21 protein-coding genes are annotated in these 24,109 nt (G+C 42.4%); 19 read left to right on the top strand and 2 right to left on the bottom strand.

Annotated features, from left to right (window positions below; translation table 11 throughout):
- Positions 1-21 precede the first annotated feature (21 nt).
- The 15 genes from M2108_RS22470 (at position 22) to M2108_RS22400 (ending at position 16,260) form a co-directional block, all read left to right on the top strand.
- The gene (locus M2108_RS22470; protein WP_277471612.1) at positions 22-1,338 is read left to right on the top strand and encodes a glycosyltransferase family 2 protein; all 1,317 of its coding nucleotides are present in this window, start codon (positions 22-24) and stop codon (positions 1,336-1,338) included.
- 4 nt (positions 1,339-1,342) lie between these two features.
- Entirely contained in the window at positions 1,343-2,587 is a 1,245-nt protein-coding gene (locus M2108_RS22465) for a glycosyltransferase (RefSeq protein WP_277471611.1), read from the top strand.
- A gap of 23 nt (positions 2,588-2,610) precedes the next feature.
- Positions 2,611-3,969: a glycosyltransferase family 2 protein gene (locus M2108_RS22460; protein WP_277471610.1), complete on the top strand. Its 1,359-nt coding sequence runs from the start codon at positions 2,611-2,613 to the stop codon at positions 3,967-3,969.
- A complete protein-coding gene (locus tag M2108_RS22455; protein WP_277471609.1) occupies positions 3,954-5,315 on the top strand; it encodes a glycosyltransferase family 2 protein in 1,362 nt (453 codons plus the stop codon). Before M2108_RS22460 ends, M2108_RS22455 begins: the two co-directional genes overlap by 16 nt.
- Entirely contained in the window at positions 5,305-6,723 is a 1,419-nt protein-coding gene (locus M2108_RS22450; RefSeq protein WP_277471608.1) for a CDP-glycerol glycerophosphotransferase family protein, read from the top strand. Before M2108_RS22455 ends, M2108_RS22450 begins: the two co-directional genes overlap by 11 nt.
- Before the next feature lie 21 nt (positions 6,724-6,744).
- On the top strand, positions 6,745-7,866 hold the full coding sequence (locus M2108_RS22445; protein WP_277471607.1) for a glycosyltransferase: 1,122 nt from the start codon (positions 6,745-6,747) through the stop codon (positions 7,864-7,866).
- Between the two features lie 238 nt (positions 7,867-8,104).
- The gene (locus M2108_RS22440) at positions 8,105-9,127 is read left to right on the top strand and encodes a siderophore ABC transporter substrate-binding protein (RefSeq protein WP_277471606.1); all 1,023 of its coding nucleotides are present in this window, start codon (positions 8,105-8,107) and stop codon (positions 9,125-9,127) included.
- A 19-nt stretch (positions 9,128-9,146) separates the two neighbouring features.
- Positions 9,147-10,163: an ABC transporter permease gene (locus M2108_RS22435; RefSeq protein ID WP_277471605.1), complete on the top strand. Its 1,017-nt coding sequence runs from the start codon at positions 9,147-9,149 to the stop codon at positions 10,161-10,163.
- Positions 10,160-11,224: an iron chelate uptake ABC transporter family permease subunit gene (locus M2108_RS22430; protein ID WP_277471603.1), complete on the top strand. Its 1,065-nt coding sequence runs from the start codon at positions 10,160-10,162 to the stop codon at positions 11,222-11,224. The genes M2108_RS22435 and M2108_RS22430 overlap by 4 nt, the downstream gene beginning before the upstream one ends.
- The gene (locus M2108_RS22425; RefSeq protein ID WP_277471602.1) at positions 11,221-11,973 is read left to right on the top strand and encodes an iron ABC transporter ATP-binding protein; all 753 of its coding nucleotides are present in this window, start codon (positions 11,221-11,223) and stop codon (positions 11,971-11,973) included. The genes M2108_RS22430 and M2108_RS22425 overlap by 4 nt, the downstream gene beginning before the upstream one ends.
- A 145-nt stretch (positions 11,974-12,118) precedes the next feature.
- Complete coding sequence (locus M2108_RS22420; protein ID WP_277471601.1) at positions 12,119-13,102, top strand: tRNA dihydrouridine synthase; 984 nt, start codon at positions 12,119-12,121, stop codon at positions 13,100-13,102.
- 94 nt (positions 13,103-13,196) lie between these two features.
- Positions 13,197-13,766, top strand: coding sequence for an SF0329 family protein (locus M2108_RS22415; RefSeq protein WP_277471600.1), 570 nt, complete (start codon positions 13,197-13,199; stop codon positions 13,764-13,766).
- 17 nt (positions 13,767-13,783) lie between these two features.
- Positions 13,784-14,389 carry a hypothetical protein gene (locus M2108_RS22410; RefSeq protein WP_277471599.1) on the top strand — a complete coding sequence of 202 codons (606 nt, stop codon included), beginning with the start codon at positions 13,784-13,786 and terminating at the stop codon, positions 14,387-14,389.
- Positions 14,390-14,604: 215 nt separating this feature from the next.
- Positions 14,605-15,567: a helix-turn-helix transcriptional regulator gene (locus M2108_RS22405; protein ID WP_277471598.1), complete on the top strand. Its 963-nt coding sequence runs from the start codon at positions 14,605-14,607 to the stop codon at positions 15,565-15,567.
- Between the two features lie 72 nt (positions 15,568-15,639).
- Positions 15,640-16,260 (top strand): type 1 glutamine amidotransferase family protein, encoded by a 621-nt coding sequence (locus tag M2108_RS22400; protein WP_277471597.1) that lies wholly within the window; start codon positions 15,640-15,642, stop codon positions 16,258-16,260.
- Positions 16,261-16,292: 32 nt separating this feature from the next.
- Here M2108_RS22400 and M2108_RS22395 read toward each other — a convergent pair whose 3' ends face one another.
- Together M2108_RS22395 and M2108_RS22390 are read right to left on the bottom strand one after the other, a co-directional pair.
- Positions 16,293-17,549, bottom strand: coding sequence for a hypothetical protein (locus M2108_RS22395; protein ID WP_277471596.1), 1,257 nt, complete (start codon positions 17,547-17,549; stop codon positions 16,293-16,295).
- Positions 17,546-19,090 (bottom strand): hypothetical protein, encoded by a 1,545-nt coding sequence (locus tag M2108_RS22390; RefSeq protein ID WP_277471595.1) that lies wholly within the window; start codon positions 19,088-19,090, stop codon positions 17,546-17,548. Before M2108_RS22390 ends, M2108_RS22395 begins: the two co-directional genes overlap by 4 nt.
- 211 nt (positions 19,091-19,301) lie before the next feature.
- Here M2108_RS22390 and M2108_RS22385 point away from each other — a divergent pair, with 211 nt between their 5' ends.
- The 4 genes from M2108_RS22385 to M2108_RS22370 all read left to right on the top strand — a co-directional run bounded on the left by M2108_RS22385 (position 19,302) and on the right by M2108_RS22370 (position 23,532).
- Complete coding sequence (locus tag M2108_RS22385) at positions 19,302-20,153, top strand: hypothetical protein (RefSeq protein ID WP_277471594.1); 852 nt, start codon at positions 19,302-19,304, stop codon at positions 20,151-20,153.
- Positions 20,154-20,523: 370 nt separating this feature from the next.
- On the top strand, positions 20,524-21,120 hold the full coding sequence (locus tag M2108_RS22380; RefSeq protein ID WP_277471593.1) for a hypothetical protein: 597 nt from the start codon (positions 20,524-20,526) through the stop codon (positions 21,118-21,120).
- 170 nt (positions 21,121-21,290) lie between these two features.
- Positions 21,291-21,620 (top strand): MazG-like family protein, encoded by a 330-nt coding sequence (locus M2108_RS22375; RefSeq protein WP_277471592.1) that lies wholly within the window; start codon positions 21,291-21,293, stop codon positions 21,618-21,620.
- 19 nt (positions 21,621-21,639) lie between these two features.
- Positions 21,640-23,532, top strand: coding sequence for a DUF2075 domain-containing protein (locus tag M2108_RS22370; protein WP_277471591.1), 1,893 nt, complete (start codon positions 21,640-21,642; stop codon positions 23,530-23,532).
- The last annotated feature ends 577 nt before the right edge of the window (positions 23,533-24,109 follow it).

The following is a 24,109-nucleotide window of genomic DNA, read 5'->3' as shown; positions in this document are numbered from 1 at the left end:
GATTTGGAAGAAGGTAGTCCTATGCAAAGCAAAGTAAGTATGGTTATGCCCTGCTATAATAAAGTAAAATATATTGGAGAAATGTTTGATTCTATTCTGGCTCAGGAATGGAATAACATTGAATTGATACTTGTAAATGACGGTTCTACTGATGGTACACGTGAGGTAATAGCTGAATATGAGCCTAAGTTCCGCATGCGCGGGTTTGAGGTCATCATTGAAGATCAATTAAATGCCGGAGTATGTGCCGCTGCCCAAGCAGGTCTTGCTCTGGCTACTGGCGATTATATCTGTATGGTGGACAGCGATGACGAGTTGCATCCCCAATATGTCTCTACTATGGCCGGATGGCTCGAAGAAAATACAGATTATGACTATTGCATTTGCGATGCAGTCTTATATACAGGCAGCGGAACAAGTAAAGAGTTTAAGCCTACACATTTTAGCGAACTGCAAACGGAAGAACCTCAGTATACTAAACGATATTTACTGACCGATATTCGTTCGGAAGTGTGGGTTTATTTAGTGAGAGCAGAATATTTAAATAAATGTAAGATTGTCCAAACCTATTATACAGAAACCAAAGGTTCCCATGAGCCAGGTTATATCATTCCACTTACCATGTATCACGGAAAATATAAATATTTCCCCTTGGCGCTATACCATTTCAATGTGGGAGACATTGGCCATTCCCACCATGCGAAGTTCGAACAGGCGCAAAGATTCTACGATGAATATAATCGGCTTGCTAAGATCGCTGTAAGTCACCTACCGGAAAGTATTGCTGACCCTAACAAGAAACAACAAATCATGGCTGTCTCATTATTGTCAAAACATATCAACCTATATAGACATGCCAAGGGATTATCGGATGGTCATCCATATTTGACACAAGCTCTTGATAATTTAGTTGAAACGATAAATACAGTTTGTGTACCATCCACTCCTATTACCATAGATGATCTGATTGGAAACGAAGAACTGTTTATTCGCGCAGTAAAAAATAAACTTCTTACTGTTCCAGCTAGAGACATACCTATTACATCTAAAAGCCGGATTATTGGTTATGGAGCATTAGGAAAGGCCGCAGTAGCGTTGATCCCGTTGTTGAAGCATACACCTATTGAGCCAACCGAGCTTTGGGATATCTCGGGCGACGGGAAAGCCGTTAAAAAGCCTGACTTTAATTCTCTCAGAGAAGAGGATATAGTGCTTGTTTTCCCAAAGGCGGAGCAAGTTCTAAGTTATGTTAAAGAATCCTCATCATCTCACGTAGTGAGTGCCGAAGATATCAAATTCTATTTATCTCATTATGTTAAAGAAAAATACCTGAGTTAAGGTTGTGACTGCTTTGGACAATAATCATACAAAGATAAAAATGCTGGTTGTCTATACATCCTTTATAACTTGCGGTGGCGTCGAGAGATTTCTGCTCAACTTTTTTGAATTGTTTCCTTCTGATAAGTATCAGATAGATCTTTTACTTTTCAATGATGATCAGGATAATGCAAAGATGTTCGATATGATCCCTAAGCACGTTAATGTCCTTCCATTTCTTAAGCAATATTCAAGATGGTCGCCTGAGCTTATGGAAGAACTGGATGCAGCAGGCCAGACCGAAAGTGTTAAAGTGAAAAATTTCATTCATGATCGTAATATGGATGCGGAATTTAAAAGGCAAGCTATGGGTGTGCGTTTCGAAGAAAATTGGAGCATTTTGAAAACCATATGCCCAGAGTATAGTGGATATGATGTTGCAATAGCTTTTACCAATATGCTTCCTTTGAAAATAGTAGCCGATAAGGTTTCGGCCAAGAAAAAGTTTGTGTTTTTGCATCTAGATATGAAAGCAGAAATAGAGTTTAAAAATGAGGATTCCTTATATCAGTATGAAAAAGCATATTATGACAGGATGAATGGCATTGTTTGTATTGCAAAACAAAATGCCGAGTCCTTCTGTTCATATTTCCCTGATTTAGCTGATCGAGTTAAAGTTTTGATAAATATCAACAATAAGGCTCTTATGTTTAGACAAGCTGAAGAATTTTACCCTCAGGAATATCAACAATGCAGCAATAATTTATTAACCATCGCGAGAATTCACCCGCAAAAGGGGATTGAATTACTTATCCAAACGGCTGGGAAATTGAAGGATGCCGGTATAGATTTTCGCTGGTTTGTGCTTGGCAGTCATCAGGTAAAAGCATACACGGAAAAATGCCAGAGATTAATTGAAACACTGCAGCTTCAAGATCATGTGTTTTTTCTGGGCGAGAGACCGAATCCTTTTCCATATTATAAAAACTGTACTTTATATGTTCAAACATCTGTGTTTGAAGGCCGGCCGCTTTCAATAGAAGAGGCAATGAGCATGAACTGTCCCATCGTAACAACTGATTTCTCCTCTGTCAGAGAGCAGATTGAGGATGGCATTAATGGGAGAGTATGCAGCTTTGATGCTGAACAATTGGCGGCCGCCATTATTGAACTGCTTCAAAATTCAGGGGAACGTACAAGACTTTCTCAAAGCAATGCTAAATATGATGGCACGGAAGGTATTAATAAATATTTAGAATACTTTAGCTAAAGATTGAAGATGGGAGAATGATGATGGATCCAAAAGTAAGTATAGTTATTCCTTGTTACAACAAAGGTAAATATATGTACAAAATGCTTGATTCCATCATCGCCCAAAAATGGGACAATATCGAGTTGATTCTGGTTAATGATGGATCTACTGATAATACTCATCATGTCATTTTGGGATATGAACCTGAGCTTAAGGCCAGGGGGTTTGAAGTAATCATCATTGAACAGGAAAATCGGGGATTACCCGCCGCCGTGCACGAAGGACTCAAACGCATAAGCGGTGAATTCGTATGTCAGGTTGATGCAGATGACGAACTTGAACCGGAATACGTGTCAACGATGGCTGGATGGCTATCTTCGAACCCTGAGTATGATTATGCCGTTTGTGACTTTTGGTATGTATACAATGATCGAACCGTATATCATAATTACTGTAAAGCAGAGAATCATGAAAAAATCTTATCTAATCTGCCCGAAAGCTTCTTTTTTGGCAGGATAGCGGATGTTGTTTGGAACTATATGGTACGTAGTGAATATCTGATTAACAGTGGTATGATTGATCATTATTTCTATGCAATCAACAGAACTCAGGAACCTCAATACGTATTACCCTTAGTAGCCAATGGGGGGAAGATCAAGTACTTTCCTATACCACTATATCGTTATGTACAGAATGAAATGCAAATGTCAATTAGGAAGACCATTGATGATTATGAAAAATACAATGAGCAGTATCATAAAATTGTCGACAAAACGATAGAGTGGCTAAGTAAAGTACAACCACAAAATAAAAGACTACCCGTTTTAGCTGAATTGAGTCGATTAAGACGGATGTTACTTATATTCGAGCGATTCAATCAAACGGATTCGTTCAAGTTGCAACTATTACGTCAGGACACGATAAACTTGGTGAATAATGTCTTTGCACCAAGTCCACAAATAAATGAGGAGCATGTGGCAAATCCGCATTTGCTATTTGCCGCTATTATAGACAATATTCTTGAAAATAAACCAAAGAACATGAACTTTAGATCTGATCGTATCATTGCTTGGGGTGCTCTCGGAAAAAACGGACGTTCAGTCCTTGGGAACCTATACGGTACATCACTTGAACCACATGAATTGTGGGATAAGGGCGGAGATGGAGCTTTCGTTAAAATCCCAGATGTTGAGAGCCTGTCCGTTAATGATACGGTTCTTGTTCTTCCGTCTAATTATGAAATAGTCCTTGAAATTTCTAAGACTCTTCAAAAGATTGGTTGTATAGTTTTTACTTATGATGAGATATTAACATATGCAGCTTCTATTAGATTTCCCGATTTCTACAATGATTCTATTGAATTATCGCCAGAAGGAGCAGACTCATGCAACCTAAAGTAAGCATGGTCGTTTCATGCTATAACAAAGTTAACTATATCTCCGAAATGCTTGATTCTGTTATTGCACAAAAGTGGGATAACATTGAGATCATTTTGGTAAACGACGGCAGTAACGACGGAACAAGAAATGTAATTGCTCAATATGAGGGGAAACTCAAAGTCCGGGGTTATGAAGTCATTATTTGGGATCAAGAAAATCAGGGTGTAGCGGCGGCTGTTAAAAATGGTTTGAAGCTTGTCACGGGCGAATTTGTATGTATTCCGGATTGTGATGATCTGCTGCATGAGGAATACGTTTCAGCCATGGTAAATGCGCTAAGTCAATTCCCTGATGTCAATTGCGTTGTTTGCGATGAAGTAACAAATCGGTGGGATATAGGATTTGCTCCAGAAATAAATATCCCCGAGATTGTTTTGGTACCCAATCAAAATCAAATTTTATTAACAAAGTATATGATGAGGAAACTTTCAACATCTGTGGCAGTGATCATGTTTCGGACAACATTAATTAGCAAATTGCGCTTAATCGAACACTTCATTACCCATCTAAGCCACACCCAGGAGGAGCAGATTTGGCTTCCGATATTAGCCTTAGAGAAATCCATTATTCACCTACGAAAGACATTGTACAATTATATTACCCGTGCAAATTCAATCATAACATCTCAAGTCAACATGGAAAAAATTTACCAACATGCAGAAAACAGATACCAGTTGTCACGAGATACTTTAAAATATTGTATGGATTCAACTAAGAAGTTCGATTTTTATTGTAAAATATCTTATTTTATTAAATATGAGTTATTAATTAGACGAATAAGACGAAACCCTCAATTGAAAAGCTATGAGAATGATATTATTAATAAATTTGTACAGGCTGTGAATGATACTGGCTTACTACCTTGTAACATAAGTGATAATCACGTTGAAAAGGCTGGATTTACCGTTACTTACTTTGCGATCAGTAACTATCTGACTAACTATTTGCCTGGGAAAAAAGCTACCATTACTACTATTCGAAGTACGAAGGGTCGCTTGATCGCATATGGCGCAGGATTTGCAGCGAAGATTACATTAGAAGATATTATGAAGTGCAATATCACTCCAACTGAAGTATGGGATATAAAAGCACAACCAGGGGACCGTCTTTTTGGAATTCCACTTATCCCTCCTGATTTTGATTCGCTCACGATGGAGGATACGGTTATGATATTCTTGTATGGCAATCAGGATGTGGAATATAAACTGCGTCAGACGGAATCGAACGTATTTTATTTTCAAGATGTGCTGAATGACTTAAGCGCTGAGTACTATCCAGAGTTGATTGGGAAGCAAGTTGATTATTAAAAAAATGGCCTTGAAATTTAAAGTGATAAGAGAGTGTGATTACATGAAATTTGTCCTATTTGGTGCAGGATTACTCGGTAAATCCTATTACAAGCTGCTAAAAGATAAATACGATATTGTTTGTTTTGCCGATAATAATCCCAGCAAACATGGAACAAAACTTCTCGATTTGATAATCATTAATCCCGCTGAAATAATCAACAAGAATCTGAATGTAATCATAACGAGTAGTTATTACCTTGAAATTGCACAGCAGTTTTATGCAATGGGCATCAGGGAGTTTTATATTCCTAATAAATATGGAATTGCCGAACTGTCACGAATTGATTTGAATGAATACGGTGAAATAAAGGAAATACCTAATAAAGTTTGTATTATCGGACACTACAATGCTGGTGCGCTGTCAAAGGCACTAATCTCGTATAATCCTTATAATGATATGGAAGTTGTTCTTGTGAAGGATTCAAAGAAAGATAGTGAGTATTTTTACCATTATCTTTCGAGTAGCCTTGTCATAACACAAGGTAGTGAGCATTGCGGTAATAAAAAATCAATAGAATTATGGCATGGATTTACTATAAAGACACTTTATTTTATGAGTCACGAAAAAAGCGAGAGAAGCTTGTCTATAAGCAAAAACGAAATTTTCAATAATAAGACAGCAGTATGTTCGATGTCGCATTTATATAGTGTTTTTATGGGGTATTGCCTGAGGCTCGATTTTGAGAAATTCGTAATCACCGGATATCCGCGTAACGATATGATTTTCAAATCTGATGGGAAAGCAGCGCTGGAAAAACTCGTAGGGCCGATCAAACAACGTAAAATCTTGTTCTACGCGCCAACCTACAGAGAATCATTATATACTAATAATGGTAACAGTGCGGCCTTTATTAGCGATATGACTGGATTTGACGAGAAAATATTCAATGATTTTCTAAGTGAAAATAATATCCTCTTCCTATATAAAAAGCACACCGTGCAGCTCAGCCGGAAAATGTTCAATGATTCAAACAATATTATAGAAGTCACGGACGATATGCTGCATGCAAATGATATGGATCTTTATGAAATATTAAATGGTGTAGATGGCCTTGTTTCTGATTATTCATCTATCATTATAGATTTCTTGCTTACGGACAAGCCAATCATCCTAACTCCGTTAGATCTTGAGGAGTACAGCTCAACAAGAGGGTTAATGATGGAGCCATATGACGCTTGGATGCCCGGCGAAATAGCCTTGGATTATAATCAGTTTCAACAAGCCGTTAGTGATTCGTTATTTGGTGAAGATAAGTTCAAGAAAGACAGAGAGCGTTTGAAACGCATAACGCATAAATATGCTGATGGGAATTCATCTGAGCGAGTGCTTGCTCTTGCGCGTGAATTGTTAGAACTTGATAAATGATAATATGTTGGAGGAATAATAGTGAAGAAAATAAAGGTTCTCCAATTACCAATAGTAGCTAGACGCGACGGGATAACGCACTATGCCATGAGAAACTGGGAGTTTATAGACAAAACCAGATTTCAATTTGATTTCGTTACTTTCAGTAAATCCCTTGATTTTGAAGATGAACTAACCAAAGATGGATGCAAAATTCATTATGTTTCTTGTTATGCAGAAGAGAACGAGGAGCAATTTATTTCAGAATTAAAAACAATCTTATCCATGGGCTATGATGTTATCCATCTGCACACTAGTTACTGGAAGAGTTTCTTGGTGGAAGAGATTGCAATAGAGGCAGGAATTCCAATTATTATTGTTCATTCTCATAACAGTATGGTCTGTCTCAGTGATCCCGATCTGAGGCAGAAGGCTATTGAAAGGCATGAACAACAAAAAACACTTTTTATGCCGCACCATGCAACCCATTTTCTTGCATGTTCTCAGCCGGCTGCGAACTGGCTTTATGGACCCCAGATTCCAAAAGAAAAAATTCATATACTTAAAAATGCAATTGATACAGATGAATTTGCCTTTAATCCGAAAATTCGTAAAGAATATAGAGAGAAGTTCAGTTTAGAAGATTCTTTTGTCATCGGACATGTTGGCAGGTTCGCTTATCAAAAAAATCATGAAATGCTGATCGAGATTTTTGAAAAAGTGAGCATGGAATTGCCTAAGGCTAAGCTTATGTTAATCGGTGACGGTGTGAGATTTGATTTTATTAAAGAGAAAGTATCTTCTCTTGGTCTCGAAGATCGTGTGCTTTTCCTCGGGCGACAATCTGATACTGAAGTCCCTAAGCTGATGCAGGCTATGGATGTATTCTGTAACCCTTCCCGGTTTGGCGGGCTTGATCTTACTTTAGTCGAAGCACAAACCTCTGGTCTAAAGTGCTTAGTTACTGCAGATATAATGCCTGAGTCAAAAATTACAGAAAACCTACAATTCTTACCGCTGGATGTTAACGCTTGGTGTGAAGCCATTATTGAACTGTCCAAAGGATATACCCGCACCGATTGCAAAGATATTGTAGCAAGCGCAGGCTATTCACTGGAAAATCAAATTCATGAACTTGAAAAAATTTATTCTGGTCAAGAGTAGATAAGTGAAGAGGGGATCTCCCCTCTTTTTTTTGAATTTATCGGCGTTTCTTACAGAAATAGCGGGCAATTAAGTCTTTATGCCCAATTTTGTTGCCTGAAAGATAAAAGGGGGTTGATTATATTTCTCGAGCTGGTATACTGTTGTAAGTGAAATTGATAATCATTATCACTGTTTTTCAGAGGATAAATGATTAGATTATCTACAAAGTATACATACAGGGAGAGGGGTACAAGGAATGAAGAGGTTAAAATTATCTGTAATGATGGCGGTTCTGGTTGTGATGCTGGCGGCTTGCTCAAGCGCGAATAATACTGCTGGAACGGATGGTAATGCGAACGCAGCTGCTGAGGCTACTGATACTCCACAAGCTACTACCGTTGAAATCACTGATGCCCATGGAACGGTTACGGTTCCTGTAAATCCTAAGAATGTTGTTGCTCTGGATAATAGAACATTTGAAACGCTGGCGAGCTGGGATATTGAATTAGCGGCTGTTCCAAAAGGGGTAATGCCTGCGGATTCACCCTATGTAGCGGATGAGAATGTTCAGGATATCGGGAACCACAGTGAACCCAAGCTTGAAATCATCGCAGCAGTAGAGCCTGAGCTTGTCATTGTTGGCCAAAGATTCTCCGGCTTTTATGAAGATATCAAGAAGCTGGTACCGAATGCCGCTGTTATTGATCTTACCTTTGATGTCTCCGAAGAAGCCGGTGCTCCTGGAGAAAATCTAGTGAACGGACTGAAACAGGCTACGACTACTCTGGGACAGATTTTTGATAAGAATGATGAGGCTAAGCAACTGACAGCTGATTTTGATCAAGCAATCGAAAAAGCCAAATCTGCTTATAACGGAACGGATAAGGTGATGAGCATTATCGTATCCGGCGGAGATATCGGTTTCTCAGCTCCTCACTCCGGACGCGTCTGGGGCCCGCTGTATGATATTTTGGGATGGACTCCGGCGTTAGAGGTTGCAGAATCCTCCACCAATCATCAGGGTGATGAAATTTCCGTTGAAGCTATTGCTCAGAGCAATCCTGATTGGCTGCTGGTACTGGATCGCGATGCTGCCATCAATTCTACAGAAGAGAAGGTTCCTGCTCAGGACGTAATTGATAATTCTCCTGCTCTTCAGAACACTACCGCAGTTACTGCAGGCAAAATCGTGTATGCACCAAATGACACTTATACGAATGAATCATTGCAGACCTTTATAGAAGTATTTAATAACATTGCAGAAGCATTTGCTAAGTAATGTAAAGGGGTACGGAATAGTGTCAAAACATATTACTTCCGGGGTTGAGAGCTGCTCTCAACCCCAGTTCTATAATTACAATAGAATATGGACAATACCGTTTATACTGGCTGTTATCGTTGTTATCCTTTTGGGGATCATCTCGCTGTTCACCGGAGTATATGATATACGCGGACAAGCGGATGGGATGGAGATGTTCTTCATCACCCGTGTTCCAAGAACGATTGCCTTAATGCTTACCGGGGCTGCGATGGCCATGACGGGACTCGTCATGCAGCTGATTACACAGAACCGGTTTGTGGAACCTACTACAACAGGCACTACGGAATGGGCAGGCCTGGGACTGCTGGCTGTCTATTTATTCATTCCGGCACCAACTCTGGTTACCAGAATGACGGGGGCCATTCTTTTTTCTTTTATAGGAACGATGATTTTCTTTCTATTCATAAGAAGAGTCAGGCTGCGTTCATCTTTAATTGTTCCGATCATTGGGCTGATGCTTGGAGCCGTTGTTTCGGCATTATCCACTTTCCTGGGGCTCCATTTTCAAATGTCGCAAATTATTGAGAGCTGGTTCGTGGGCTCTTTCGCAGCTGTTCAAGCGGGAAGATATGAATACTTGTGGATTATCGTTATCGTCAGCATTCTTATTTTTATGTGTGCGAACAGATTGACGTTAGCCGGGCTGGGGGAAGATGTAGCCACAAGTCTTGGATTGAATTATAATAGGCTGCTCCTGCTTGCGAATGGTCTTATTACTGTTGCGGTTGGAGTGGTGGCCGCTGTTATTGGAAATCTTCCTTTTCTGGGATTGATTGTCCCTAATATTGTTTCCATGTACAGAGGCGATGATCTCAGGAGCAATCTGCCCTGGGTCTGTGTGATCGGGATGGGTGCCATAACACTTTGTGACATCATTTCCCGTGTCATTATTATGCCTTTTGAAGTGCCGGTCTCCTTAATCCTGGGTACAGTGGGAGCGGTCGTATTCATTACTCTTTTATTGAGACAAAGAAGACCAAGGAGGCCAAGATGAACGCATTGGAATACCGGAGAACTGAAAATGCGGGAATCGGTAATGGCCTCCAGCATGACAAGAGATCAGCCAGCGCCTTCCGCTCCCGGAAAGAGGAAAAACGTTATTGGATCATCCTGATCACACTGATTGTTTTGGGTGCACTTTCCTCGTACGGACTGTTAATGTATAACAACCCTGTTCGTATAGATTCGCCATCCTTTATACCGGTTGTTACGAGAAGGGTGGTCGCACTGGTTGCAATGATTATTGCGGCGGTGTGCCATAGCTTATCAACCGTGGCTTTTCAATCCATTACGAATAACCGGATTATAACGCCGTCCCTGCTAGGCTTTGAATCGCTGTACTCCACCATTCATACAAGTACCATGTTCTTCTTTGGGGCGGGTGCCCTGGTTAACTTTAGCGGTATGGGGTCCTATTTATTTCAGGTTACGGTTATGGTCCTGATGAGCCTGATCCTGTACGGCTGGCTGTTATCCGGAAAATACGGCAATCTGCAGCTGATGCTGCTGGTTGGAATCATCATTGGAGCCGGGCTGAATTCGGTATCCTCCTTTATGAGAAGGCTGCTTGCGCCGTCTGAATTCGATCTGCTGCAGTCCCGGTTGTTTGGCTCTGTCAATAATGCGGATGCTGCCTATTTTCCGGTTGTCATTCCCGTAGTTATCGTTATAGCTGTATTATTTATGGCCTATTCCAGGAAATTGAATGTATTGTCGCTCGGCAAAGAGGTCTCTACAACATTTGGAGTGAACTATCAGTCCAGTATCATTTATACGCTGATATTGGTTGCCATTCTGATGTCCGTTTCAACGTCTTTAGTGGGGCCCCTTACCTTCTATGGATTCTTAGTTGCAACGTTGAGTTATCAGGCGGCGCAGACGTATGATCACCGGTATCTTTTTGCCATGGCGCTTGCTATAGGCTTTTTCATTCTGACGACGGCCTATTTTTTAATGTATCATGTATTTGATTCACGGGCTGTAGTATCCGTTATTATTGAATTGTTTGGCGGAATAACCTTCCTGGTTGTGATTCTGAGAAAGAGGTCGCTATGATAAAGATAACTAATGCCAGAAAGCTGTATACCGATCAGGTCACTATAGGACCGCTCAATATTGAAATTCCCAAGGCGGGCTTCACTTCCTTAATCGGACCCAATGGTGCGGGGAAGTCTACGACACTTATGATGATTGGCAGGCTGCTGGAGCTGGATGAGGGTCAGATTAGTGTGGCTAATATGGATGTTTCTGCATCCAAATCAAAGGACCTGGCCAAGATTATTACGATCCTGCGGCAGGAAAATCATTTTGTAACCAGACTCACCGTCAGACAACTGGCGGGATTCGGGCGTTTTCCTTATTCCAAGGGCAGATTAACGAAGGAAGATGAGGCTATTATCTCAAAATATATCGACTTTCTGGATCTGACGGATCTGGAAAACCGGTATCTGGATGAGCTGTCGGGCGGCCAGAGGCAAAGAGCATACGTTGCCATGGTTTTGTGCCAGGAGACGGAATATGTCCTGCTCGATGAACCGCTGAACAATCTGGATATTGCCCGCTCGGTTCAAATGATGGAGCATCTGCGTCAGGCTGCCAATGAATTTGGAAGAACCATTCTGACGGTGATGCATGATATTAATTTCGCCGCCAAATATTCAGACCGGATCTGTGCGATGAAGGATGGACAAATTGCTGCCTTTGGAACCGTAGCAGAGATTATGAGGCCGGAGGTTCTGACTGCTATTTTTGATACGAAAATAGAGATTCTGGAAGGGCCTTACGGTCCGATAGCGGTTTATTAATGCAGATTGAAATTTCCTCTTGCCATGTTATAATAAAACATGCGATAGACCGTTTCCTTTGGACAGGGCGGTCTATTTCTTTTTGAGGCAGTACCATAACATACGCAGGATAAGCAGTCCTGATATCCATAGAGAGGTTATTATGATGACAACTAACTTTTGGCGCGATTTGCCGCGTCCCTTTTTTATACTGGCACCGATGGAGGATGTGACGGATGTGGTGTTTCGTCATGTCGTTAGTAAGGCGGGCAGACCGGATGTGTTCTTCACCGAGTTCGCGAATACTGAGAGCTATTGCCACCCGGAGGGGCATCATGCAGTGCGCGGGCGGTTGACGTTTACCGAGGATGAACAGCCGATGGTCGCGCATATCTGGGGGGATAAGCCGGAATACTTCCGCCAGATGAGCATTGGGATGGCCGAGGAAGGCTTCAAAGGCATCGACATTAACATGGGCTGTCCTGTAGCGAATGTAGCGGAGAACGGGAAGGGAAGCGGCCTGATCTGCCGTCCGGAGCTTGCAGCGGAGATCATTCAGGCGGCGAAGGCCGGGGGACTGCCGGTCAGTGTAAAAACAAGGCTCGGGTTCACCGAGATCGACGAATGGCGCGGCTGGTTAACCCATATTTTGCAGCAGGATATTGTGAATCTGTCGATTCATCTGCGCACGCGTGAGGAAATGAGCAAGGTAGCTGCCCACTGGGAGCTGATTCCGGAGATCAAAAAGCTTCGCGACGAGATTGCACCCAATACCCTGCTGACCATTAACGGGGATATCCCGGACCGTCAGACCGGCCTGAAGCTCGCTGAGGAGTATGGGGTGGACGGGATTATGATCGGGCGGGGAATCTTCCAGAATCCGTTTGCGTTTGAGCAGGAGCCGAAGGAGCATACTAGCGAGGAGCTGCTGGATCTGCTGCGGCTGCATCTGGACCTCTATGATCAGTATTCAGGACAAGCGCCGCGTTCATTCAGCCCGCTTCAGCGGTTCTTCAAAATCTATGTCCGCGGCTTCCGCGGGGCCGGTGAATTAAGAAATAACTTGATGAATACTAGATCAACGAGTGAAGTGCGTGCGCTGCTTGATGCTTTTGCAAGTAAGGAGCCTGACGAGGCGGAAAACGAATAGATAATATGCTGCTAAGTGGAGGATAGGCGGAATGGAGAGGGGACAACCCCCGGAGCCAGCAAGCCTGTCCTCTATTTGGTATAGGGGGGATTATATGTCCTGGAGTAAATTGAAGCAACAGCTGGAGGGCTTTCTGAGCCCTGCGTTAAACGGAAGAGTAGAGTACCGCGCGCCGGGCTACCGTTATTTGCCTGATAAATCAGGGATCTGTTACATCTCGGTCGATAAAAGGAACGTGCTCAGCATGAGCGATAAGAGCAGCCTGATCAGATGGTATCAGACAGAGCTGGACATCAAAAATGATCCGGGTATCCGGATTCCAGTCACAAGTGAGGACATTGAAGCGGTCAGACAAGCAACCAAGGGGCCGGTGCCGGAGGACCGCCTGATCGTAATGGCCAGAAGCCGAAAAAGCACCGAGCATGCCAAAGAGCTTTTGTCCGCCCAAACGGCATTAACGAAGTCAAATTTTATCGTGGTGGCTAATAAGTTTCTGGTCACTCCGATAGAGGAGAGTATGGAGAGCGGCGACATGATGCTGAATATTCTGGCTCTGCTGGATAGACGGGTTGGGAAAAAGCGGATTCTCGGCATGGCTGAGAAGATGGAGCTGAAGCATCCGGCGGTGCGGTATTTTTATGAGCTGCGGCGGGGGACGTTGTGAGGCAAATCAGGAGGGGAATGATTGAAGTGAAGTTTTCCTATATTATTCTTGGCGCTGTGATATGTTTCATTCTATCGGCTTGTGCAGATAATAATATTGAAACAAGGTTGTCTAAAGGACAAGCAAATCATTCAACTAAAACGGATAAAGCTGTTGTCTACTCTGAAGTTCAGTTGGTCCACTTTAACAAAGAGGAGCTTATCAATGCGGCAGATACGATTATAAAAGGAACGGTTCTTTCCCAAGAAGTACAAAAGAGCTTTGAAGGCTTCCCGGCAACAGATACAATAATTCAAGTTCAAACCGTCTATAAGGGGGAGCCTGGAGAAACCGTAGAAATACGGACAGAAGGTGGAGAAACGGAAGATATGATCCTTATTACTGATGAAGCTATTACTCCATCATTTGAAATGAATGAAGAAGTCATTGTCTTTCTAAGTGCAGATAAGGGCTCCAGGCCGGATGAAAATGATTTCGGGTATTACGTGATCGGGCAGGCTCAAGGTGTTTTCAGTTTGAAAGACTCTTTGCAGAGCGAAATCATTGAGAATAATACAAAGACGATAAGCTTTGATGTAAACAATATCCAAAGTGAAATTAACGCTTGGGTAGAGATCCACTGACGTTAGAGCCTGGACCTATGTAATGAATGTAGACAACAAATTCGGTAAAGGGGGAGACTTCGCTCTTTTGCTAAGTGCAGTTATCAAAAATGAAAGCAGCTTTGGTGCAGGTCTGCCGGCCGTCCTATTCTGGCCGATCAATAGGCTAATGCCGTTTATGCTACCTATCAGGGGTACGCTTCTAGCAGATTTTATGAAAAATGAGGGCTTATGCGATGCCAAAACAAGATAATATGCTGGCTATCCTGTGGATACTGAACTCCGGCGTGAAAATAACGGCGAAGCAGCTCGCCGAGAAGCTGGAAATCAATATACGGACCGTATACCGGTATATCGATGCATTATGTGTGAGCGGAGTGCCGATCATCTCCGACTCTGGGCATAACGGCGGGTATAGCCTGCTCAGTAATGTGATCAGAGCACCGCTGCTGTTTGATATGGAGGAGAAGAAGGCGCTCCTGCATGCTGCTCTTTTTGCAAAAGAGGCCGGACACCCTATGAGTGATGTGTTGGATAATGCAGCAGCTAAGCTAAGGATGTATTCGAATCAGGAGCAGGAGCAGGTGCTTAGCCGCCATTTGGCGGGCTTTGAAGTGATAAACAATATAGCGCCTGCTTCTGTCCAGCCGATGCTCGCTGAATTGGAATGGGCGGTAGCCAACGAATGCTCTGTAGAAATTGCTTACCGTACAGGCCGTGAGGAGCATGCCAAGAACAGGAGGATCGACCCGTATGGGATGGTCTACTGGAATAACAGATGGTACACGGTTGCCTTTTGCCATTTGAAAAAAGAGCTCCGCAGCTTCCGGGCCGACCGGATTCTGATGATCAAACGTACGGCGGAGAGCTTTAAGCGCTCGGAGGGTTTTTCGGCCCGTGAAAGCTTCCTGCATAATCTGCTGCCTGATGCAGCAGGCAAGGAAGAATGGGTTGCTGTAAGGATAGAAGGCACGGCGGATGCGCTGGACGACCTGTGTCTGCACTGGTTTCTGGGGCATCATCTGAAGGAGCGGACAGCGAATCAGGCGATTTTTACCCTTGAGGAGGAGAACGTTCACAGGTATGTTCCTTCTTTTCTTCTGCCCTATGGGAAGTCCATTCAAGTAATGGAGCCGCAGAGCTTAAAGGACAAGCTCGTTGCTACTGTAGCGGAGCTAATGGAATATTATCAGCAGTAACAGCTTCACTGACAGCGGATGTCAGTGGAGCTGTTTTATTATGGAGGTAATCATGAAAAGGGGGATTTATCAATGAATCATACTGTATATCTGTATGTATTTGACACCATGGCGGACTGGGAAATCGGGTACCTGACTGCCGAGCTGAACTCGGGAAGATACTATAAGAAGGGGCAAGGCTCCTCTAAAATAGTCACCGTAGGGCTAGACAAGACACCTATAACTACAATGGGCGGGTTAACCCTAATGCCTGACATCACACTGGAGGAGTGCAGCTTTAGCAGCGCAGATTTGCTGATTCTGCCGGGGGGAGAGACATGGACAGATTCCATCCACGAGCCTATCCTGCAGGCTGCCGGAAGATGTCTGGAGGACAATATAGGAGTTGCGGCGATTTGCGGAGCTACAATGGGGCTTGCCCGGACAGGCCTGCTGGATACACGTGCTCATACAAGCAATGATCTGGAGTATCTGAAAATGGTCTGCCCGGCATACACAGGCGAACAACACTATAAACTGCAGCCTGCTGTAACAGACGGAAACCTGATTACTGCCTCTGGAATAGCTCCCCTGGAGTTCACTGTTCATGTCCTGCGGGCCCTGGATGTTTTCCCGGACCAAACCTTAGAAGCCTGGTATAACCTGTATAAGACTCAGGAGCCGAAGTATTTCTATGAGCTGATGATGAATTGATTTGGCGGATTATGCGGACAGATGAAAAGACATTATAATTTCTTCTGTAATTCCTTCATTCCATTTTCCACGCTCAGAAGTTCATTCTGGATAGAATACACATGAATTCCTGATTTCATTAATACTGCAATTAATCTTTCAAAAGCACGTACAGGATCTCTCGGTATTTCATGCTCAATGGACGTTAACTCGTTATTCATATTGCCGATGAATTGGAGCTTTTCCTGGTGAATGCCTGCCAAACTAGATATCGGGGTAGTATTAAAACTCTTTTGCAGGATGGTCTGCCACTTTTCTTGTTTGATGGCTGCTTTCTGGTTCAATTGTTTTTTCATGACAACCACTAAGTCCTGTAAGCATTTTTCTAAGTGTTGGTATTGGCTTTTAGCAAGGAGTTTCTTGAATTTGTCTGCTACCCGTGAGCTTTGCTGTAACCCGGCATAAGCACCCACTAGAGGCAGGACTACGGCAAAAGCGCCTCCGGAAAATATAGCTCCCGCTGCAAAGGTAAAAGCGGCTTGTCCTGCAGCGGCTAAGGATGCACGGCTGGTAGTGTCGATAACTACATTTCGGGCCGCCAGTTGTAAAGGAAGCTGCTCACGGACCACCCGTCTTAAATTATAGAAAGAGCTCACACCTGCTGAAATCCAGGGCACCTCCAGATCAAGCAGGTCCTCCGCATGGGATAACGTAGAGTTTGTTGCATCAACCACGGCTTCTTTGGTTAACCCGGCACTATAAACATTCGAGTGATCCGGGTAATGTAACGCCAATTCATCATTTACATATACAGGGATATCCGGATAGCGTTCCAGGTGCTCGTCCACAATAGCCTTATTACTGCCGCACTTCACTTGAAACTCTTTTCCGTCGACAAGGATATCCCAGCCTGCCTGGTTTGAAGTCTCAGGGAATTGGACATCGTATCCTGCGGCTTCCAGCCTCTGAGCGATCATCTGTTCAGCCACATATCCTTGCAGTTGAGCCATATCGCCGGTAGCCAGATTCAGATCGACTGTTTTTGCAAATTGGGCCAGTGAAAAGGCTGAACTCAAATCCTCGCTGCGTGCAAAATCAATCCCTGCAACAACCGTAGGATTGATCATGAGAAAATCATATAAAAAATCTCCCGCACTGATTCCGGCAACAATATCCGTTTCGTCCGGGGGCATCGGGCTGCCGAATAATCGGGAGCCTTTTCTTTTTGTTTTGCCGGATACGCTGCACTTCATAGCCTGCTCGAATTCGCCATTACGCCAATGGGTCCAAAACTGTTCATTTTGAATCATGCTATATCACCCAAACCATAGATTTCTTTTTGCAAGCTGCGTAACTGCTCCTGTTTTTGCTGAAGCCTGTACTTTATAGAGGAGAGGTTGTTTTCAATATTCCTCTTTTGTTCGTTTAGCACTGCTAGTGTATCAAGAATTGCTTTTTTCTCTGCTAAAAGCGTTTGGGCCGCATCACACTCGTTCCCCAAGCGAATTGGGCGAATGGAAATGAGCTCGGCAGCTTGCTCTTTTCTCAACTCTTGGAGCTGGTTTTCCACCCTCTTAATATCACTTTCGATTGAGATATTCGAGAGCATTCCGCCCATCTTTTTCAAAAAAGAATGCTCCTGTTTGTTTCTTTTAACAGACGCTCTATTATTATGTAATTGTGTTACCAGATTCGCTATTTGCAGATTTCGTCTCCTATAGGAAGAAGTCATCTCATTGTCGCTTACCAGTGTCAAGGAATTAGCAAGCTGATCCACTATTTTGTTATAAGCATGAATATTCCCTATTAGCTGCTTGTTGTTAACTGCGATGTTGGCCTCGGTAGTCTTTAATTTTTGCGAGACGTTAGTATATTCTGTCTGGTGAGAGGAAATTACCTGCAGTATTTGCTCTTGCTTATGATAATGGGCGGTCCATTGTCTGATAAAAGAATCGTATTCATACATCACGGACTCATCTAATAATACCGGCAGTATTAATTGAACAATCCCCATGTGTAATAGTGTCTTCTTCACTTTTTTACTTTGGTTCAGCATCATAAATCCGCTTGCTCCGCCGATTAAAAGAAATCCGAGAGGCCCTGTCAGAACAGAGAGTACAGAGGTTGCCGTCATATAAGCACCGAACGGTAAGGTTAATCCAATCAGACCGAACGTGCCTGCGATCAGAGAAGTCAATGTTGTATAGGCTGCAAAGCCGGCAATCTCAACAATAACAGCTAATAGAACAGCGCTGCCTTGCGTTATAATGACATTTTTTATAGTAACGTTGGTTACAGCATCTATATTTAGTTTTTCTTTGATTTTTTGTTGCTGTTCGACCGGCAGGGAATCAATGAATTTCTCGATCTGCTCAGTAAAAGTATCCTGCTGATCCGGAGTCAGCTTATTAAGCTCACCGCCGGCAGAGCCCAGTATCTTTTGCATTTGATACATAACGAGTTGACCATCGATTTGCAGCTGTGCGTTTCGGGATACAAATGCGCTGTAATCCTTATCTTTTTTTAACTGATAGGCATGCGCTTTCCGGAGGATTTCTCCGCATTTATTCTCTATTTCATAGGATGTGTTATAGTGTGATCCGGCTAATTCAAATTCTTTGGTCATATGTAAAAATAACTCTAAACGCAGCGTATCATCGTCAATGCCGTTAAGCTTCGCAATTTCCTGATTCAGCTGCTGCTGCGAATGGTCTATATTTTTATCAAAAAGATCTTTAGTTTTATTGGTGATCATCCTTAAAATGCCGGTTTCCATAACTAAGACATAAATTAAACGTAATTGCTCCCCGCTTGAAGCCATTAGTCCCTGTGCCAGGGATTTACCTGCCATTTACAACCGCCCCTTGTCTGTATCGGATATCTGCTATATGACTATTTTACTCCAGCTTAGGGAAGGGTGGTACAGATTTAGGTGTACAAGAACCGGGAAGTTAAATATGCAATAATATTGACAATCTAGCAAACTGCAGAAATGGAATATTGACCCATGGAAAATAAAGGGTTAGTATTGGTATAAATGGTTTTGAGAGGAAGTGTATACGTTGCTTGAACTCGATGGTATAGCTGCCGATTCACTTGTAGACATGATAAAGCTATCATTTTCATGTGAAAACTGGCCAGCCGTAATTGAGGTATCAGATAAGCTATTCGAAGTAATTGCTATCACCTACGAGACCTCGCATACTATCATCGGGATGTCCCCCAAGCCGCACTTGAACAGAAGCATTGCCTACTATTTCGGATATAGCCTATTAATGAAGGGGGTGGGGCATCAGAAGACGGGACAATACGCAGAAGCAAGAAGATGCATTAATCAATACAAGGATTTGGGCTGGATTAAGCATCTGGATGAAGAGGGACGTGCAGAAGCGGCTTTTTTCAAGGAAATGGCTGTGGCCAACGGTTATGTGATTGAGTTACTTGAGGGGAACAGCAGAGTGCTGCAGGAGTATGTCCGCTTTCTGCAGACGTTAACGAAGAAGGAAGTATTGAACGGACTGTTAACCGTCCTCGAGTCTGCAATCAAATACAACTACTCTATCGATTGGGTGCTTGAGCTATTCGAGGATCAGATCGAGGAGATCCGCAGCAAAGAGAAGAGAGAAGATGTACGAAGCTATGTGGATTACAAGTATTTACTCGCTACATATTTATATAGAAGAAATAATATGACCGATGCCTTAAATAGAATACTAGATATTTTACAAATATGTAGTAAACTAGAAGATGAGGCGGGATTTAGGAAATCTGTCGCCTTCTACGAGCTTATCCGAAACAGGGCTACAGATTCACAGCAAGAGATGTATCAAAGGATTATAAAAAATATCTTAGAGAGGGAGTTTTTTTATGACGAAGAAGATATCCTTGTTGCTGACGACGCTGTTGTTACTTAGTGCAGTTGCTATTGGAGCCTCAGCTAGTGCTGATTCCGCTGCAAAGACAAGCCCTGCGGGCGGGATTACATTATATAATCATGGGACTGGGCATTAGAAATAGATTAATGAGAGGCTCCGCGGATGCGGGGTCTTTTTTGCGGATGCAGTATCACAAGTAATGATGGCGAATTTCAATGATTTTCAAGAAGAAATTAATCGCATAGAAGAGTACAATAGAACCAATAATGTTCCAAGAATATTCCTTCCAGAAGGTGTCGAAAGCAATATTTAAACTCAGACTTGAAAAGGCAGCCCTCAAGGCTGCTTTTTATATTACTGTGGGCAACGTTAATGTCTATAACAGAGACGAAGAAGGGGCTGATTAAAAGTGAAATCGCCTTATATTATTCTTGGCAGCTTGCTGTTCCTGTTTCTATCGGCATGTACAAATAGTAATACTGAAGCAAGTCTGTCGAATGAAACCATGACTAATTTACCTGCAACCGTTAAAACTGTTGTGTATTCTGAGGTTCAGTTTATTCACTTAGATAAGAATCAGCTTGTTAATGAGGCAGATGCGATTGTAAAAGGTAGAGTTCTCTCCCAAGAAGTGCAGAAAAATTTTGAAGGGTTCCCGGTTACCGATACAACAATCCAAGTTCAAACCGTCTTTAAGGGAGAGCCTGGAGAAAACGTAGAAGTACGGGTAGATGGTGGAAAAACAGAAGATATGATCCTTGTCCTCGATGAAGACTACATCCCAAAATTTGAAATTGATGAAGAGGTTATTGTGTTTCTTAGCGCCGATAAAGGAGATAGGCCAGATAAGAACGATTTCGGCTATTACGTGGTAGGACAGTCTCAGGGAAACTTCAGTTTGAAAGACACTTTACAGAATGAATCTATTGAGAATGATGCGAAAACATTGAAATTTGACTTAAATAATTTTCAAGAGGAAATTAATCAGGCTGCTTCTATAAATTAGCTCAAACCATAATTCGCTGTATCTTTTAATAAGGGACTCCGTTTAACAGGAGTCCTTTTCTATTTAATTTGGAGGAATTTCATGGAATTATATTGAAGATTGGACTATCATTATTTTGTGTAGAGCAAGTATAAAAGATTGAAATAGAACAACATGATGAGGTGCTACAAATGGATGAATTAATTATGAAAATTATTCAGTTCCGTGACGAAAGAGACTGGAAGCAATTCCATGATCCTAAGGACCTGGCTCTCTCTATCTCGTTAGAGTCTAGCGAACTGCTGGAGCTCTTCCAATGGAAGAACAGTCAGCAAGCCATAGAGCAACATTATTCAGACATGCAGGATGAAATCGCTGATATTCTCATCTATACGCTAACACTCGCTCATGATTTGAAGATCGACGTAAAGGATGCCATCCTTCAGAAAATAAACAAAAACGCGGAGAAATATCCGATAGCCAGCTCCAAGGGAAGCTCGCAAAAAAGTACGCGGCAGTGAACGAATAGGGGAGAATACCATGATTATTTATGAATCGACCAAGCAGCAATTTATGAATGATGTGACCGAGGACACCATTGCGGTAAAGATTCATAATCAGTACGTGCAAAAAGTCGGCAGAGTTTCCATGGGCGAGATTAACGCATGGAACAATTCCATGAACTATCTTTATAAAGTATTGAACACATCGGCTATTCCGGATGACGTAGGTATCGCAATCGAATATAAAATTCCAGCGACCTCAAGAAGAGTCGACTTCATGATTACAGGCTTAAATGAAAAGGATGAATACTCCGTCGTTATCATCGAGCTTAAGCAATGGACCGAAGTTGAAACGGTTGAAGATTCGGATGGCCTTGTTAAAACCCATTTCAACCGGACAAAGACTAAAACGCAGCATCCTTCTTATCAGGCATGGTCTTATGCTCGGCTGATCAGCGAATATAACGAGACTGTGCAGAACGAAGAGGTCCAGCTTTATCCTTGTGCGTATTTACATAACTATATACAGACCGATAACGACCCTCTACTGCATCCTGTCTATGATCAATATATTGAGGAAGCTCCGATCTTCTCCAAGGGAGATGCTCTAAAGCTAAGAGGATTTATTTCGACCTTCATTAAGAAAACCGATAGAAGCAAATCGCTTTACCTCATTGAGCATGGCAAAATCAAGCCCTCTAAATCGCTTCAGGACTCACTTGTCAGCATGCTGCAGGGAAATCAGGAATTCATCATGATTGATGATCAGAAGGTCGTATATGAGGAAGCGTTAAGATTAGCGAAGCAAGCCCAGTCGGGAAAGAAACAGGTCCTGATTGTTGAAGGCGGCCCAGGGACAGGGAAGTCGGTTCTCGGTATTAATCTTTTGGTAGAGCTAACGTCACGAGAGCTGGTCTGCCAATATGTAACCAAGAATAGCGCACCTCGTGCCGTATACATGAAAAAGCTGCAACAAAACTTGAAGAAGTCGTTCATTGATAACCTGTTTAAGGGATCAGGCGTTTACTATGAAGCATTGCCGAATGAATTCGATTGCTTGATTGTCGATGAGGCTCATCGCTTAAATGAAAAGTCAGGTCTGTTTAAAAATAAAGGGATTAATCAAACCATGGAAATTATCCGCGCTGCCCGGTTTTCTGTATTTTTTATTGATGAATATCAGAAGATTGCGATGCACGATGTTGGCAGCAAAGAGCAGATTAGACGGTATGCCGAACAAATGGATGCGGATATTACAGAGTTAACATTAGCTTCTCAATTCAGATGCAATGGATCAGATGGATATTTGGCATGGCTTGATGATGTACTCGGTATCCGTGAAACCGCAAACGCAGATGGTTTCGATTTCGACTATGAAATTCGGCTCTATGATGACCCGAACGAATTACGGGACGAAATCTTCAGCAAAAATCAGCTGAATAATAAGGCTAGAATGCTCGCCGGATACTGCTGGGATTGGAAGACAGATGGAAAGAGTAATCCTGGTATCCATGACATTCAATTAGATCGCTATCAGTTTTTCATGAGCTGGAACCTTAATAATACGACGACTTGGGCAATCGACCCTGAATCTATCGAGCAAGTAGGCTGCATTCATACTTCACAGGGATTAGAATTCGACTATGTCGGAGTTATCATTGGCGAAGATATGCGTTTTGAAAATAACCATATCGTCACCGACCCGTTCAAGCGTGCAAAGACGGATAAGTCTCTTTCTGGCTTCAAGACCTTGTATAAGAAGAATAAGGACGAGGCTCTCCGAATGGCCGATCAAATTATTAGAAACACCTACAGGACGTTAATGACCCGGGGAACGAAGGGGTGTTATATCTACTGTGTGGACCCATATTTAAAGGCGTATTTGCAAAGGAGATTGGCTGTACAAGGTTCGGCGGTGATTTCGGGGTAAGTTCATTAAAGAACGAGGGTTATATCATTGGTTTAGAAAGAATGAGGATCGACTGAATGGTGCGGGGGAACCTGGAGCCCAACCAGCCTTTCCTCTATTTTGTTATGGGCTTAGACGCGGGAGTGTAGTTGTAATCCATAATAAGGTATGGAGATGGCGTTTGTCGGAGGATGCGAGCGAAGAGGAAAGGCAAATGAATAGGTTAAGCTCTTAAAATTTTAATCTGAATACATGAAGCGATCTGCCTGATGAAGTATGTAATAAAGTTACCGATATATATAAGTCGATGCCTGGTTAGATAGGGTATACCGATGGGATTCCGTATTGGTTTGGGCGGGAATGTGATAATGTGTTTATTAGATCATTAGCGAATTGATAATAATAATAAATGAGAAGTATGAGTATTAGCCACTTCTTACCAAGAATTTTGGGCATTGAAATTATTATAATTTTGCTATCTAATTTCCTTAAGTATATAGGATAACCATGTGTTACTTATTGTAACATCAATCTTATAAGATTGTCTGACGATATATCTAGAAAATGAAGGGAATTGGAGATTAATGGTGAATTATTT

Source organism: Paenibacillus sp. PastM-3 (assembly GCF_029893965.1).
Lineage (GTDB): Bacteria > Bacillota > Bacilli > Paenibacillales > Paenibacillaceae > Paenibacillus_AQ.
This window is presented reverse-complemented; position numbering and strand designations above follow the sequence as displayed.